Genomic DNA, 15,908 nt, shown 5'->3' on the forward strand with positions numbered 1-15,908 from the left:
GCTTCCCGCACACCGAGGGCGCCTTCGCCACCCGGGTGAACCTCCCGGCCCGGATGCTGCGGGCCCTGCCCGAGGGGTTGACGCTGCGCGCCGCCGCGCTGGCCGAACCGGCCGCCGTGGCCTGGCATGCGGTCTCCCGGGCCGGTGAGGTGGCCGGCCGCCGGGTGCTGGTCATCGGCGCCGGACCCATCGGTGCGCTGAGCGTCGCGGTGCTCAAGCGGGCCGGGGCCCGGGAGATCATTGCGGTGGACATGCACGACAAGCCGCTGCAGATCGCCACCGAACTGGGCGCGCACCGCACGCTGCGCGCCGATCAGGCCGAAGAGATCGCCCAGGTCCACGCGGACGTGGTCATCGAGGCCACCGGCAACCACCGCGGGCTGGCCTCGGCCGTGCGCGGTGCGGTGCGCGGCGGGCGGGTCGTCATGGTGGGGCTGCTGCCCTCCGGGGAACAGCCTGCCCTGATCTCACTGGCGATCACCCGTGAGCTGGAGCTGGTCGGCTCCTTCCGCTTCAACGACGAGATCGACCAGGTGCTCACCGCCCTGGCCGACGGCTCGCTGAACATCGACGCCGCCGTCACCCACGAATACCCGCTGGCCGATGCGCTGCAGGCGTTCGAGACTGCGCGCAACTCAGCCGCATCGGGCAAGGTGCTGCTGCGTTTCGAGGCCTAAGCGGCCCGCGCCGGATCCGAGTGATTCAGCGCCTGACCATCCCGGCCGTGCACGCGTCCAGCCCCCAATGCCACGCGTGCACGACCGACCCTCAGCCTGCGCACGCCTGGCTTGCCGCGGATGATAGCTTGAGCCCATGCCCACACCGTCCCCCGCCCGAGCCAGACCCGCCCGCCAAGCCCACGGGGGTGAAACGCGCGTCCGGTCGGTGGCCGGGCAACCGGAACGGCGCCCGGGGGTGGGCCGTTGCTGAACTTCACGGTGGCGTTGGCCCCGATCGTGCTGGTCATTGCCCTGCTGGTGCTGCGCGTCTCGCCGACCCGCGCTGCGCTGGCGGCCCTGGCCACCGCCGTCATCGGCACCTGGCTTGCCTTTCCGCTCTCCTCCCCGGCCGCGGCCGAGGTCGGCACGGCCATGGGGCCAACCACCCTGACGGTGATCTTCATTCTGCTCGGTGGGGTGGGACTGACCGAGGTTTCCGCCCGCAGCGGCGGACAGGCGGTAATTTCCCGATGGCTGCGGGCCACCGAAACCTCCGGGGATCGGCTGACCACCCTGCTGCTCATCGCCCTGGGGGTCACCCCCTTCATGGAATCGGTGACCGGCTTTGGGTTGGGCGTGGTGATCACCGCCCCGCTGCTGGTCGGCTTCGGGCTGAGCCCGGCGCGGGCGGTGGTTACCGGAATGCTGGGATTGGTGTTGGTGCCCTGGGGATCGCTGGGGCCCGGTACCCTGGTGGCCGCCGAACTGGGTCAGGTTGACTTCACCGGCCTGGGCGTGTGGAGCGCGGTGCTCAGCCTGCCGGTGCTGGTCATCAACGCGGCCCTGATCATCGGGCTCAACCAGCGCCGCATCGGCTGGGGGCAGGCGGGCTTCGTCGTGTTGCTGCTGCTGGGTGAATGGCTGGTGCTGATCGCGGCGAACTACTTCTTTGGCCCACCGCTGGCCGGGGTGCTGGCCAGCGGCTGGGTCATCGCGGTGACGCTGTGGCGGCTGCGCCGTGGTGGGCCGCTGCCCTCGATCTGGCGGCTGGGCCGGGCGCTGCTGCCCTACGCCATCCTGGTAGGCGGGCTGGTGCTCTCAAACCTGGCGGTGGCCCTGGCCGGTGGGAGCGGGAAGATCGGGACCAACCCGGCGCTCTGGCTGAACCTCACGGTCCTGATCACCGTGCTGCTGCTGCGCTGGCCGCGCAGGATGCTGCACGAGGTGTGGCCGGTCGTCTGGGGACGCTGGCAGAGCGTCGCCCTGGTGACCTTGCTGTACATGCTGCTCGGATCGCTGATGTCCGCCAACGGCATGGCCGAACAGCTGGCCAGCACCGCCGCGTCCCTGGGCGGTGGCTTCACCCTGCTGGTGCCGCTGATCGGCGCGCTGGGCGGCTACTTGACCGGCTCCAACACCGGGGCGGCGGCCATGTTTTCCACCGCCACGGTCACCGCGGCGAACCAGCTGGGCAGCAGCCCGCTGATTCTGCTGGCTGGGCAAAACGTGGCCGGCTCGGTGGCGATCATCGCCTCCCCGCCGCGGGTGGCCTTCGCCGTATCGGTCACCTATCCGCCCGGGCAGACGCTGCCCGCCTCCGGGCAGCGCCAGCTTCTGGGCGCGGTGGGGCTGCTGGTTGTGGTGCTGGCCGCGCTCCTGCCGTGGGTGGCCGCCCTGGCCCCCGGCTTCGGAGGATAGCGGCTAGGGCCGCCGGGCATGCCCGGCGGTCATAGCCGCTAGAATTCCCAATCGGCGTCGTGGGTGTCCTCGGCGCGTCCAATGACGTAGGAGGAGCCCGAACCGGAGAAGAAGTCATGGTTCTCCTCCGATCCCGGTGACAGCGCCGCCAGGATGGTGGGGTTCACCGCGGTTTCCGCGGCGCTGAACGGTGCCGGGTACCCCAGGTTCATCATCGCCTTGTTGGCGTTGTAGCGCACGAAGACCGCCACGTCATCCATGAGCCCCAGCGGCTCGTAGAGCTGGGCGGAATAGCGCAGCTCCAGTTCGTAGAGGTCCTGAAGCAGCTGTTGCGTGAACTGGTGCATCTCGCGTTGGCGCCCCGCGTCCTGCTCGGCGAGGCTGCGCTGGTACTTGTACCCGGAATAGTAGCCGTGGATCGCCTTGTCCCGCAGGATCAGCCGGATCATGTCCGCGGTGTTGGTCAGCGTGGCATGCACGGAGTAGTGCAGCGGCAGGTAGAACCCGGCGTAGAGCAGCAGCGAGGAAAGCAGCGTGGAGGCCACCTTGCGCTTGAGCGCGTCCTGCCCGTAATAGTGCGCCATCACGGACTTGCAGCGCTGCTGCAGCAGGTCGTTGTCCACCGCCCACCGGTAGGCCGCATCGATTCGCGGGGTGTCCGAGAGCGTGGAGAAGACGCTGGAGTAGGAGCGGGCATGCACCGACTGCATGAACGCAATGTTCGTGTACACCGCCTGCTCGTGTTCGGTGCGCCCGTCCTGAATCTGGCAGATCTCCCCGACGGTGGCCTGCAGGGTGTCGAGCATCGTCAAACCGGTGAACACCCGCATGGTCTGGGTGCGCTGCAGCTCGCTGAGGGATTTCCAGGCCGGCAGGTCGTTGGACAACGGCACCTTTTCCGGCAGCCAGAAGTTGGCGGTCAACCGCAGCCAGACCTCCAGGTCCTTCTCGTCCTGCACGCGGTTCCAGTTGATAGGCCGGAGCCGGGCCGCAGGATTCCTGCGGTATTCCGGCGGGGTGACCGATACGGTGCTCAGCTCCGGTTCGAGCAGTCGTTCTTGCATGGGTGGTTGGCCTTTCTCGGTGGGGCGGTGGACCGGCGTGATGGGTTCCGGTCCGTGGTCGACAACGTTGCTGACGCCGCGGTTCAGTCCTCGGGGTCGGTGGGTTGGGTGCTCCAGAACAGGGTGAGTCCCTCGCGGACCCGCGCCACATCGTGGGGCGTGCCCAGCAGCTCAAAGCGGTAGAGCTCCGGAATGCCGCACTTTTCGGCCACGACGGTGCCCGCCAGGCAGTAGTCCTGGCCAAAGTTCGTGTTGCCGGCGGTGATGACACCGCGCAGCAGTGACCTGTTGCGGGGGACATTCAGGAACTGGGCCACCTGTCGGGGCAGGGCCCGGGACCGCGAGCCACCCCCGTAGGTGGGCACGATGAGTACGAAGGGCCGGTTGACGTGCAACATGCCCTCCAGCCGCGGCCGCAGGGGGATACGGGCCGCCGGCATTCCCAGTCTTTCGACGAAACGCCGCGTGTTCCCCGAGACGCTGGAAAAGTAGATGAGGTTGGGGGAGTCTTCCGGAGCCAGATCGGGCGGGGAAACGCGGCTGTCGGGGGTCGCTCTGAGCGTCATTGAAACCTCCGTGGTTGCAGAACATCGGGACCCAGGACGGGGCAGTGCGCATCTCACCGCGACGCACCTCAAACATTCTTACTTAAAGTTTCGATTAAGCCAACTTAAAAGTTTGACCCATCAAACTCATGCGCGAAGGCCGGGCGTGGAAGGGGGAGGGCAGCAAAGTGCGGCCGGAGGAGCCGGTGGTCCTGAGCCCTTCGGAAAGGGCAAAGCCAGACGCGGATAAACGCGGCGCCCCACGGGAAGGGGAAGCGGCTGACATGGGGTGCAGCCCAGGCGTGGGCCTAGGACCCGAAGACGGAGATGGACGACCAGGCCCGCGGGGTCTGCCCAGCTGATGGGGCGTCCCACTTGCGATGGCGCGGTGGCTGGGAAGCGGGGCGCACCATTGGAAAACCGGGCCAAGGTGCCCTGCCGCGGTGCGTAGGGCGGGCGCGGCCCGGGTAATGCGACGCTTGGCCTACGTCGCCCGCGGGGGCCGGTTGCGCAGCGCGCCGTCCTTCCGGTGGGAGCCGAAGGAGGAAAGGTCAAAGCTGGCCGGTGGACCCCACACCACGAGCACCCGCAGGTCGCCCTGCCCGATGTTCTTCAGGTCGTGCGGCACCCCCGAGGGGGCCAAGACGCTGTCGCCGGGATTGAGTAGATGCAGCTGATCGCCCACCCGCATTTTGGCGCTGCCCTCGATGACCTGATAGAACTCCTCCAGGGGCAGGTCTTGGTCGTGTGTGTGGAACCCCTCATGGCCGCCGGGCGGGATGATCCAGGTCTGGATGGCCACTGCCATGCCGGTGTTGCCGCCAAAATGGTGCTGCAGGCGCATACTGCTGCCGCCGTGCAGCTGGTAGTCGAATTCGTTCTCACCCCGGACTTCGAACATGGTTCCTCCACATCGTTGGCGGTGCGTCTCAGGTTCCGGGCAGGTGTCCCAGGCGCACGCTGACTTCGGCTGCTGCCCGCATGGTTTGGCGTGTCAGGTCCTGCAGAACCTCGGTGCTCACCCGATAGTAGGGAGCGGCGATCATGACACATGCCACCAGTTGGCCGCGGTGGTCGAAAACCGGTGCCGCGACGCCCACCTCATCCTGTGAGGTTTCCCCGTAGTTGATGGCGAATCCCGCTTCGCGGGCCGACTGCAGGCGTTTGAGGTATTCCCCGGTGTCGGTTTGTGCGGGAAGGCTGATGGCTCCGGAGTCGATCAGCTCCAGGGCCTGGTCCCGGGTTTCGTGGGCCAGGAACATCTGCACGGTGGCGCTGAGCCCGGTGGCGTAGCGGCTGCCCATCACGGAAGTGTGCTTCACGTTGCGCTTGGAGGGGATCTGCTCCACGGACACCGATTCGCCGCCGTCCCAGATGTTGAGCACCGCGGTTTCCCCGCTGCGCTCACACAGCTCGTTGAGCACCGGGTAGGCCACCCGCCGCACGTTCAGATTCGCCAGCAACGGCCCGGTGATGGCGATCAGGCCCAGCCCCAGGCGGAACTTGCGGGTTTCCTGGTCGCGTTCCACGATCCGTTCCTGCTCCAGGGTGGCCAGGATCCGCGAGACACTGGACTTGTGCAGTCCCACCTCCGCGGCAATGTCGGTGACCCCGACCTCCGGCCGCTCGGTGGTAAAGCAGCGCAGCACATCCACCACGTTCACGATCACCGAGGCGCCGCGCGAATCGCTTCCCGGGGTGCGTGCGCTGCTGCGCGACTCCTTGTTTACCGCGGTCATCACTTCTCCTGGCTAGCTGAGGGTTCCTGACTCAATATCCTAGGCGGTGCAGTGGCAGGTTCCCCGGCGATGATCCTCAGGTCAGTGGCTTGCGGCTGGTCTCCACGGAGCAGGCGACGGCGATCAGGGAAACCACGGCCGCGGCCATCAGGTACCAGCCCGGGGCCAGCAGGTTGCCGGAGGCGGCGATCAGCAGGGTCGCCATGAACGGTGCGGTGCCGCCGAACAATGCGTTGGACAGGTTGAAGGAGACCGCGAAACCGGAGTAGCGCACGCGGGTGGGGAACATTTCGGCCAGATAGCTGGGCAGGGTGCCGTCATTCAGGGTCAGCATGGCTCCCAGGGCGATCTGGACCAGGATGATCAACAGGAAGTTGCCGTTGTCCAGCAGCATGAACGCCGGCACGGTGAACAGGACGAACAGCACCGAGGCGCTCATCAGGACCCGCTTGCGCCCGAATTTGTCCGAAAGCATGCCGGTGATGAAGATGAAGCCGATGTAGGTCACCAGCGCCACCGTCGTGGCCAGGTAGGAACGAGTGGCGTCCAGGTGCAGCTCTTCGGAGAGGTAGGTGGGCATGTAGGAGAGGATGACGTAGAAGCCGACCGCGTTCAAAAGCACCGCACCGGCGGCCAGCAGCAGGCGCCGCCAGTGCTCGCGGAACAGCGAGCTGACCGGAGAGGTCGGGGCGTCGTTTTCTTCCTCGGCCATTGCCCGGAAAGCAGGGGAGTCCTCCAACTTGGTGCGGATGTAGCGTCCAATCAGGCCCATCGGTGCGGCCAGGAGGAAGGGCAGCCGCCAGCCCCAGGACTCCATCTGATCCGCCTGGAGCAGGCCAGTGAGCAGGGCTGCCATCAGCGATCCGAGCAACAGGCCCGTGGCGGTGCTGGCCGGAACCACCGCGGCATACAGTCCGCGCCGGTTCGCCGGGGCGTATTCGACCAGGAAGGCCGCCGCGCCGGCATACTCACCGGAGGCGGAGAACCCCTGGACCAGGCGCAAGGCCAGCAGCAGGAGCGGGGCGCCGATGCCGATGCTGGCGTAGCCCGGCAGCAGGGCGATGCAGAAGGTGGCCCCGGACATCAGCAGGATTGACCAGCTCAGTGCCTCCTTGCGACCAATTCGGTCGCCGAGGTGTCCCCACACGAATCCGCCCAGCGGACGGACCAGGAAGGAGATGGCGAAAACACCAAAGGTCATCAGCAGGGCCAGTTGCCTGTCGTCGCTGGGGAAGAAGACCGCCGCGATGGTCACTGCCAGGTAGCCGTAGGCGGCATAGTCGAACCACTCCACGAAGTTGCCGATGAAGCTTGCGGCGACTACTTTGCGCCGGGTGGCCCCGTCAATGGCTCCGTTTCCCGCGGCATCGGCCACGGAAGCTGAAGAGGAGGCCGGGTTGCGGACGGCCGAGGCCGTCGGGTTTGGTGTTTTGAGTTGGTCGTTCTGGGTCACTGTCCACCGCCATCGGTAGGTTTATCAGTTGCGCCTATCGCAACACTGTTGCTTAACGCTATGTGTGCCGTGCCTCACAGTCAAGAAGTTTCCCGCGGTTTTCCATTCGGTGGACACTGCGGCAAAGCGTGAAGTGCGCCGCGCCTGGGTCCGCTCCCGGGGGAATGCGACCGGGCGTTCTTGGCCGCTGAAACGGCGAACTGCGCACCGCCGGCTGGCGGTGCGCAGTTCGGATGCGAATTGAAATGGGCGTGCTTAGGTCAGTGGCTTGCGGCTGGTCTCCACGGAGCAGGCGACGGCGATCAGGGAAACCACGGCCGCGGCCATCAGGTACCAGCCCGGGGCCAGCAGGTTGCCGGAGGCGGCGATCAGCAGGGTTGCCATGAACGGTGCGGTGCCGCCGAACAATGCGTTGGACAGGTTGAAGGAAACCGCGAACCCGGAGTAGCGCACCCGGGTGGGGAACATTTCGGCCAGGTAGCTGGGCAGGGTGCCGTCGTTCAGGGTGAGCATGGCGCCGAGCAGGATCTGCACGAGGATGATCAGCAGGAAGTTGCCGGTGTCCAGCAGCATGAACGCCGGCACCGTGAACAGGACAAAGAGGATCGAGGCGCTCATCAGGACCCGCTTGCGCCCAAACTTGTCCGAAAGCATCCCGGTGATGAAGATGAAGCCGATGTAGGTCACCAGCGCCACCGTGGTGGCGACGTAGGACGCCGTCTCATCGAGTCCCAGCTCCTGGGACAGGTAGGTGGGCATGTAGGACAGGATGACGTAGAAGCCGACCGCGTTCAAAAGCACCGCGCCGGCGGCCAGCACCAGGCGGCGCCAGTGGTCGCGGAACAGGGACTTGACCGGCGCCTTGATGACCTCGTCCTCCTGGGCCAGCTCCTTGAAGGCCGGCGAGTCCTCCAGCTTCGTACGGATGTAGCGTCCGATCAGGCCCATCGGGGCCGCCAGCACGAAGGGAATGCGCCAGCCCCAGGACTGCATCTGTTCTGCATCCAGCAGGCCGGTCAGCAGGGCGGCCAACAGTGAGCCGAGCAGCAGGCCGGTGGCGGTGCTGGCCGGAACCACCGCGGCATACAGTCCGCGCCGGTTCGCCGGGGCGTACTCGACCAGGAACGCCGAGGCACCGGCATACTCGCCCGAGGCGGAAAAGCCCTGCACCAGGCGCAGGAGCAGCAGGATCAGCGGGGCCGCGATGCCGATGCTGGCGTAGCCCGGCAGCAGGGCAATGCAGAAGGTCGCCCCGGACATCAGCAGGATTGACCAGCTCAGCGCCTCGCGCCGGCCAATGCGGTCGCCAATGTGACCCCAGACGAAACCGCCCAGTGGACGGACCAGGAAGGAAATCGCGAACAGGGCGAAGGTCATCAGCAGCGCGGTCTGCGGTGCGGATTCGGGGAAGAAGACCACCGAGATGGTCACCGCCAGGTAGCCGTAGGCCGCGTAGTCGAACCACTCGACGAAGTTGCCGATGAAGCTCGCGGCAACGACCTTGCGCCGGGTGGCGCTGCCCACGCCACCGGGGTCTGGGCGCTGTTGTCCGCTGAGTGTCGGGCCCAGGTCGGCCTTCGCCCCGGGCACGCTGGATTGCGAATTTTGATGATTCATTGTAGAAACCGCCAAGAGAACTGGAGTGAAAGTTGCAGTGAACGCAACACGGTTGCATTAATAGTAGATGTGGTACACATCACTGTCAACGGATTCCGGGGCGCACTTCAATGACATTTCTGAATGGCCGCTTTCCTGCTTCGCTGAGGCGGGGAGACGGCTGGTTGCGCGGGGAAAAACACTGGCGTTAAGCACGGGCAGCGGCCTGGGTTCCCACGGGAACCCAGGCCGCTGCCCGTGTGGTGGGTGGTGCCGACTAGGCGTCGATGATGTTGTTCTCCGGGCCGAAGCCGAACTTCGTGATGTTCTCCGCGCCATCCTCGCCCACGACCAGGATGTCGTGCTCGCGGTAGCCGCCGGCCCCCGGCTCGCCATCCATCACGGTGATCATCGGCTCCATCGACACCACCATGCCCGGCTCCAGGACGGTGTCGATGTCCTCGCGCAGCTCCAGGCCCGCTTCGCGGCCGTAGTAGTGCGAAAGCACGCCGAAGGAGTGGCCGTAGCCGAAGGTGCGGTTGGGCAGCAGGCCGTGGGAAATGTAGATCTCGTTCAGCTCGGCGGCGATGTCCTTGCAGACCGCGCCGGGCTTGATCAGCTCCAGGCCGCGCTTGTGGACCTCGACGTTCACATTCCACAGCTGCAGGCTGCGCTCGTCGGGCTGACCCAGGAACAAGGTGCGCTCCAGTGCGGTGTAGTAGCCCGAGGTCATCGGGAAGCAGTTCAGCGACAGGATGTCCCCGCGCTGCAGCTTGCGGGTGGTGGCCCAGTTGTGGGCGCCGTCGGTGTTGATGCCGGACTGGAACCACACCCAGGTGTCGCGCACTTCGCGGTGCGGGAAGGTCCTGGCGATCTCGTGCACCATCGCCTCGGTGCCGATCAATGCCACCTCGTACTCGGTGATCCCCTCGCGGATCGCGGCCTTGATGGCCTCACCGCCCAGGTCGCCGATGCGGGCGCCGTGCTTGATGACCTCGATTTCCTCGGCGGACTTGATCATGCGCTGACGCATGGCATCCTGCGAGACATCCAGCAGCTGGGCGCCGGGGAACGCATCCTGGATGCGCTGGCGGGTCAGGCTCGGCAGGAAGTCATCTTCCACGCCGATGCGGGTCGCCTTTACCCCGTCACGCTTGAGCGCCTCCTGCAGTCCGTAGAAGAAGTTGTCACGCTTCCAGTCGGTGTACACGATGTTCTCGCCATAGCTGGTGCGCCACGGCATGCCGGCATCGATGTTCGCGGTCACGGTGGTGGAGTTGTTCGCGGTGACCACCAGCGCGTAGTTGCGTCCGAACGTGGTGTACAGGAAGTCCGAGTAGTACTTGATGCCGTGGTAGCTGGTGAGGATCACTGCATCCAGCGACTTGGCTGCCATGATCTGGCGCAGGCCCGCCAGGCGGCGCTCGAACTCCGCGTCGGAGAAGGTCAGCTGCTGCTTCGAGCCGTTGTGCAGGGTCTTCAGGCGCTCCAGCTCGGAGACATTGGTGGGGCTGTTTGAGGTCGTGGTCATGGTCGACTCCTATGTCTATGAAGGTACTGCAGGAAAACTGGGTCAGCGTTGCCGGGAAGAAGCGCAAGAGAGAAGTTGCATTATCTGCAACGCTGTTGCATTCAGGTTATTTGTGGTCCGAGTCACTGTCAAGCAGTGTTCTTGTAGATTTTGTAGATCTCATTCATCGCCGGCCTGACAAGGGCGTTCCGAAGTAATGTGACGCCGGTTCCGCGCCCCGGGGCGATGCCCGGCGGGTGCGGTTCGGTTGCATCGAGGCTCGGGCCTTCGCCCGGGTGCCGGGGAAGTGCCCAACGGACGAGGACCTTAGTCCGGGTCGCCGGACGCCGAGTCGGGGCCAATTGGGTCCCGCCGGAGGGGCTGCTTCGAGGTCCGCGAGCGCAGCAGCGCGCCCGAACCGCTGGGGTCAGCGGTGAAGATCAGCGACGGGTCGGGATTGTTGATGTCCTTTTCCAGCTGCTTGATCGCCTTGTCGCGCTTGAGCAGACGTCGAATCAGATTGACGATCATCAAGAGGATTACGAAGGAGAACGGGAATGCCCCAATGATCGTGCCGGTCTGCACCGTATCGACGACCGCCGTGCCGCCCAGGGTCAGCAGCACCGTGGCCACGGTGGCGATGGACAGCACCAACACCACCCGGAAGATGGGCCCGGACTTGTTGGGCGCCGAAACAAACTCGCTGAGCGCATAGATCCCCGAATCCAGGGAGGTGACGTAATAGGTGGCCACCAGGATCGTGGACACCACCAGCAGGATCGTGCCGATCAGCGGCACATGGTCCAGCATCGCGAACAGTCCCGCAGAGGTGTCGGCGGCTACGGCGGCACTGATGCCGCGCTCCGCGCGGTCGTCATAGTAGATGGCGGCCGAACCGATCACGCCCACCCAGATCATCACGATCAGCGTGGGGATCACCGTCACCCCCAGGACAAATTCGCGGATGGTGCGGCCCCGGGAGATGCGGGCGATGAACCCGGCGACGAATGGCGAGAAGGCAATGACCCAGCACCAGATGAACACCGTCCACCAGCCGTTCCAGCTGTCCTGCCAGGTGCTGAGGGGATTGGCGGTGCTTCCCGCATCGGTCCACAGGCTCATGTGAATGAAGTTCGACATGAAGCTGCCGAAGGTCTGGGACAGGTTGGACACGATGTAGAGCGTGGGTCCAAAGATGAATACCGCGCCCACCAGGATAATGCTGAGGATCGAGTTCAGGCTCGAAATGCGCGCCATCCCCTTGTTGATGCCCAAGATCGCGGAAATCGCCGTGATCCCGGCGAACACCGCGATGACCATTAGCCACATCATCGGGCTGGAGGTGACTCCGGTGAAGGAGGTGATCCCGGAACTGAACTGCAGGGCCGCGAACCCGAAGGAGGTGGCCAGCCCCAGCACCGTGGCAATGATGGCCAGCAGCTCAACTACTACGCCGGCGCCGCGCTGCGACCACTTGGGCAGGATGTCGACGGTGGCCTCCCTGAAGGTCAACGTCTTGCCCAGGTTGTGGTGCGAATAGGCTAGGCAGACCGCCACCACGCAGTACATGGCCCACGCCGTCAGGCCCCAATGGAAATAGGTCCACACGATCCCACCCTCCGCGGCGCCTGTTGCGCCGGCGGGAATGACCGGGTTCTCATCGCGCAGCATGATCGGTTCGGCAACCGACCAGAAGATCAGCCCGATGCCCTGGCCGCAGGCGAACAGCATGGAATACCAGGCAAACTTGCTGTGCTGGGGTTTCGCCTTGGGCCCGCCCAGACGGATGCGCCCCACCCTGCTGAAGGAAAGCCAGATGCAGACAATGACCGCGAATGCCGAATACAGGATGAACAGCCAAGTGAACTTCCCGGTCACCAAGGTTCGCAGGTCGGAGATCACCGTTGAGGCGCCGGTGGGGTTCAGCAACACCCACAGGATGACCGCGCCGATGAGCAGCGGGGGAATGGTGCGGATCAGCAGGCGATCCAGCGGTGGAATGATGCGCCCGACAAATCGCGGCACCTCAACTTCCCTGTGCGCCGACGAGCTGCCCATCTCCTGGGGGTCCTCGGTTTCCAGGCGTCGTTGCTTCCGGTCGGCTTCGTTGATGGACATGCTATTTCACTCCGATGGGAAAGGTCGGTTGCAGCTCGATGTGCAGGGAGGTGGTAATGGCTCCGCTGATGGCCTCCAGCAGGAGCCGCCCGCGCGCGGCCGTCGCGCCCTTGGCGCTGGACAGGCATCCGCTGGCGGGGGTGCGCCCCGGGTCTTCGGGAAAAATGTCGTAGGGCGTCAGGACGGCGGGTGGATGATCGACTACCCGATCCATGTCAACCAGTTCCGGATGCAGCAACAGCATGAGCGATGTTTCCAGCACACCGCCGTGCTCGATGTCCCATCCCAGGAAACCGTCAGGGAAAACCTGGGCCAGGGTGTGCTCGTCCACGAAATCCCAGTAGGACATCAGCACCCCGCGGGAACCCGAGCCCTGGCGGCCCGCCCGGGCGACCGCGTTGTCTAGACCCTCATAGAGGAACTGGTAGTTCTCAAAGTGCCCGTTCAGCACGATGACGTTACACGCCCCTTGGTCGATGAAGGACGAGACCACATCGTCGATCATGCCGGTCAGCGCGGCTGCTCCCAGGCTGGTGGTCCCAAGCCGGTGGTTCCCGCCCCCGGAACGGGGCTGCGACTTATAGCCGTAGGAGAACTCCGGCGCCACCAGCGCGCCCACCTGCCGGGCCACTTCGGCGGCGATGGCCCGGGAAAGCATCGCATCCACGCCCAGCGGCAGGTGTGGCCCGTGCTGCTCGGTGGCGCCGGTGGGAATGATGACAGTCGACCCCTCGCGGGATAGGAACTGGGCGTAGCTTTCTGAGTCCAGGTTCTCTAGGAATACAGCGGACATCTATGGCTCCTAACTGCTTCGCGGACACAAGATTGGGCGGGATCCAAGGGACGGGAAGAGGATGGGCCAGGGCTTGCGTCGATGTGTTGCCCTCAAGCCTAGGGAGAGTAATGTGAGCCGCGATACACTCACACTGTTGCCGTTTCGAGACTTCGGGGTGACAGACCGACACTTGCGGCCGAGGCCAGGCACTGTGGATCTTCCTGCCGCGGAACGAGGAAACATGTTTGTCGCACTAACGGAAATCCTGCGGGACCAGTTGTTCCAGAGCGCCCAGCCCCTGGCCCTGGCCGGCGCCGAGCAGGTCGCCACCACCAGGGTGCGCTGGGTGCATCCCAGCGAAGTGGTGCAAGTCGGCGGCCTGCTGCACGGTGATGAACTGTTGCTGACCACCGGCGCGGCCCTGCTGGGGTTGCGGATCGAAGCCCAGCACGCATACTTGCAGTCACTAGTGCAGCGCGGGGTAGCCGCCCTGGTCATCGAGCCACCCGCAGATGGACCGACCATCTCCGCGAAGTTCATTCAGCGGGCCGAGGAGCTGGGGTTGCCGTTGTTCCGGCTACGGGCCACCGTGCCCTTTGTTGAGTTGGCCGAGAAAATCAACCGGCAGATCGTCTCGGAACACGCCGCAACCCTGCAACAGGCCGACGAAGTCTCCCAACGCCTCGCAAGGCATATTGCCTCGGCGGGGCCGAACCTAACACCCCTGCTGGAGATGATCGCCTCCGCGCTGCGGGTCCGGGCGACGATGGAGGATCTTTCCGGACAGGTCATCGCGGAATCCGGGCCTGAGGGCCAGGAAGATGAGCAAGGGGCCGGCGCTGTTGCCACGGACTTGTTCGTCGGGGCCGACGTGGCGGCGCGACTGGTGCTCTACAGCAAAATCGGAACCGCGCCGGAGCAACTGGAATTGGTGGCCCAGCGGCTGGGAAGCATTGTCAGCCTGGCCTTTGCCCAGCACTACCGTCCTGGACGCCTGCAGATAGCCGACACCTCGCTGTTGCGGGCCATTGTCAGCGGGGCCGGCACACATTTCATTGTCGAGCGGGCCCGACAAGCGCAGGTGCCGGAAAACCATCCGAGCTGTCTCATGGTCTTTCAGAGCTTTGACATGTCCCGCGTGCGCTCGGTGCTGGAAAACACCCTGCATTCGAGGTTCCCCTCCATTCGCACCTATCTGGAGGCCCATCGTCTCTATGCCATGGTCCAGTTGGACCCGCACGATCCGCGCGGAGCGCGGACCCAGCTGGTGCAGCTGCTGCGCGAGGCGTTGAGCGGCATGTCCGTCGAGTGCTGTGTCGGTCCGCTGGCTTCGAAAATTGCCCATGCCCGCTGGTCGCTGGCCGAAGCGCTGACGGTCGAGTCCCTGGCAAGCCCCTTCCCTAACGAGGGGCAGGTCCGCGACGCTTCGGATTATGCGTTGGAGCGGGTGCTTAAGCGTTTTACCGATTCGCAGGCGCTCAACGAGTTTATTGACGAGCAGCTGGGGCTGCTGATCGCGGCGGACAAGGCCAGGGGCAGCAGCCTGCTCAAGACGCTGGAAGTGTGGCTGGGGTCGGGCTGCAATTCCACGTTGGCGGCCAATCGGCTGTACCTGGAGCGGCAAACCATGCATAAGCGACTGACCAAGATCTTCTCGCTGATCGGTGGGGACCCACGGGAGACCGGCAGGATCCTGACCGTTCATCTGGCCTGCCAACTTGCTCTGCGCTTCTAGCCGGGCGGCCGCGGGGCAGCCTGCGAGCCCGGGCCGCAGGGTGGCGGTTAGAGAACGGCGCGTACCGTCTGTTCGAAGCTGACCACGTGTTCGGCGGCCAGTTGGGCTGCCTGCTCTTCGCATCCGTCCAGGATCAGCTCGATCAGCGTGGCGTGTTCGGAAATGTGAGCGTGAATGTCCGGTAACCGGTCCAGGACCATGCACCAGATCCGGGTCGCGAGGTTGTCCAGGCGCACCAGCGTTTCCTCCAGGTGGTGGTTCTGGGCGGCACGATAAATGAGCCGGTGCACTTCCAGGTCGTATTCCATCAGCTGGCGCCGGTCCCGCAATGGATCGAGCTGGCGGATCGCCTGCATCGTGCGGGTCAGCTCCTCGCGCAAGGCGCCGCCGCGATTCTCGGCCGCCCGCTGCGCGGCCAACGGCTCCAGAACCTGACGCATTTCGGAGATGGCGGCCAGCTCGGTGATGTCCACCCCGGTGGCGAAGGTCCCGCGGCGCGGGTAGGAGATCACCAGGTGGTCCACTTCCAGGCGCTTCAGCGCCTCGCGGATGGGGGTGCGCCCCATGCCGAGGTCGGTAGCGAGCAGCGCCTCGTTGATCGGGTCGCCGGGGGCGATGTCCATCATGATCAGGCGGTCGCGCAGAATCCGGTAGGACCGCTCCGCCATGGACTCACTGGCCACGGGTACCTCGGTTGTACTTGTCATCTTGGCGGCTCCCTTCACCTTCATTCTGCCTTGGAATCGTGCGGCTAAAAAATAATTCCCCAACCCATTGACGGGCTGTGAGTTAGATCATACGCTAAGACGCAGACATTGATATATCAGTTGTCGGCAATTCGTACACTTTGGAGGGATAGATGCTGGAAACCCAGTCACCCGTCGCAGAATCGCTGACCCAGTCGTTGGGTGAGCTTGATCCTGAGGTGGCGGCGCGGATTGATGCTGAGTTGGCGCGTCAGCAGCGTGGCCTGGAGATGATTGCTTCGGAGAATCATACGGCGCAGGCGGTGATGC

At 65.1% G+C, this 15,908-nt stretch carries 13 protein-coding genes and 1 pseudogene; 4 read left to right on the forward strand and 10 right to left on the reverse strand.

The window, feature by feature from the left end:
* Positions 1-677 (forward strand): zinc-binding dehydrogenase (locus RCJ92_RS10915; protein WP_446754573.1); only part of this gene is annotated, 677 nt, incomplete at its 5' end.
* Between the two features lie 246 nt (positions 678-923).
* A complete protein-coding gene (locus RCJ92_RS10920) occupies positions 924-2,357 on the forward strand; it encodes an L-lactate permease (RefSeq protein WP_446754574.1) in 1,434 nt (477 codons plus the stop codon).
* 38 nt (positions 2,358-2,395) lie between these two features.
* Here the strand turns inward: RCJ92_RS10920 and nrdF are convergent, their stop codons facing one another.
* The 9 genes from nrdF to RCJ92_RS10965 form a co-directional block, all read right to left on the reverse strand.
* Entirely contained in the window at positions 2,396-3,421 is a 1,026-nt protein-coding gene (gene nrdF, locus RCJ92_RS10925; protein WP_360026823.1) for a class 1b ribonucleoside-diphosphate reductase subunit beta, read from the reverse strand.
* A gap of 83 nt (positions 3,422-3,504) precedes the next feature.
* Positions 3,505-3,987: a class Ib ribonucleoside-diphosphate reductase assembly flavoprotein NrdI gene (gene nrdI / locus RCJ92_RS10930; protein ID WP_421014531.1), complete on the reverse strand. Its 483-nt coding sequence runs from the start codon at positions 3,985-3,987 to the stop codon at positions 3,505-3,507.
* A gap of 463 nt (positions 3,988-4,450) precedes the next feature.
* Complete coding sequence (locus tag RCJ92_RS10935; protein WP_446754575.1) at positions 4,451-4,867, reverse strand: cupin domain-containing protein; 417 nt, start codon at positions 4,865-4,867, stop codon at positions 4,451-4,453.
* Between the two features lie 28 nt (positions 4,868-4,895).
* On the reverse strand, positions 4,896-5,705 hold the full coding sequence (locus RCJ92_RS10940; protein WP_446754576.1) for an IclR family transcriptional regulator: 810 nt from the start codon (positions 5,703-5,705) through the stop codon (positions 4,896-4,898).
* Positions 5,706-5,781: 76 nt separating this feature from the next.
* On the reverse strand, positions 5,782-7,080 hold the full coding sequence (locus RCJ92_RS10945) for an MFS transporter (protein ID WP_446754581.1): 1,299 nt from the start codon (positions 7,078-7,080) through the stop codon (positions 5,782-5,784).
* Positions 7,081-7,413: 333 nt separating this feature from the next.
* Positions 7,414-8,775 carry an MFS transporter gene (locus RCJ92_RS10950; protein WP_446754577.1) on the reverse strand — a complete coding sequence of 454 codons (1,362 nt, stop codon included), beginning with the start codon at positions 8,773-8,775 and terminating at the stop codon, positions 7,414-7,416.
* A gap of 256 nt (positions 8,776-9,031) precedes the next feature.
* Positions 9,032-10,285, reverse strand: coding sequence for a M24 family metallopeptidase (locus tag RCJ92_RS10955; RefSeq protein WP_446754578.1), 1,254 nt, complete (start codon positions 10,283-10,285; stop codon positions 9,032-9,034).
* A gap of 306 nt (positions 10,286-10,591) precedes the next feature.
* The gene (locus RCJ92_RS10960) at positions 10,592-12,382 is read right to left on the reverse strand and encodes a BCCT family transporter (RefSeq protein WP_446754579.1); all 1,791 of its coding nucleotides are present in this window, start codon (positions 12,380-12,382) and stop codon (positions 10,592-10,594) included.
* 1 nt (position 12,383) lies between these two features.
* The gene (locus tag RCJ92_RS10965; RefSeq protein ID WP_138927096.1) at positions 12,384-13,175 is read right to left on the reverse strand and encodes a creatininase; all 792 of its coding nucleotides are present in this window, start codon (positions 13,173-13,175) and stop codon (positions 12,384-12,386) included.
* A 223-nt stretch (positions 13,176-13,398) separates the two neighbouring features.
* On the opposite strand from RCJ92_RS10965, the gene RCJ92_RS10970 reads away from it, so the two are divergent.
* Entirely contained in the window at positions 13,399-14,892 is a 1,494-nt protein-coding gene (locus RCJ92_RS10970; RefSeq protein ID WP_446754580.1) for a PucR family transcriptional regulator, read from the forward strand.
* A gap of 47 nt (positions 14,893-14,939) precedes the next feature.
* Here the strand turns inward: RCJ92_RS10970 and RCJ92_RS10975 are convergent, their stop codons facing one another.
* Positions 14,940-15,599 (reverse strand): GntR family transcriptional regulator, encoded by a 660-nt coding sequence (locus RCJ92_RS10975; RefSeq protein WP_138176023.1) that lies wholly within the window; start codon positions 15,597-15,599, stop codon positions 14,940-14,942.
* Positions 15,600-15,751: 152 nt separating this feature from the next.
* On the opposite strand from RCJ92_RS10975, the pseudogene RCJ92_RS10980 reads away from it, so the two are divergent.
* A pseudogene (locus tag RCJ92_RS10980) lies at positions 15,752-15,908 on the forward strand (serine hydroxymethyltransferase); the annotation flags it as partial.

Source organism: Glutamicibacter sp. BSL13 (assembly GCF_052928425.1).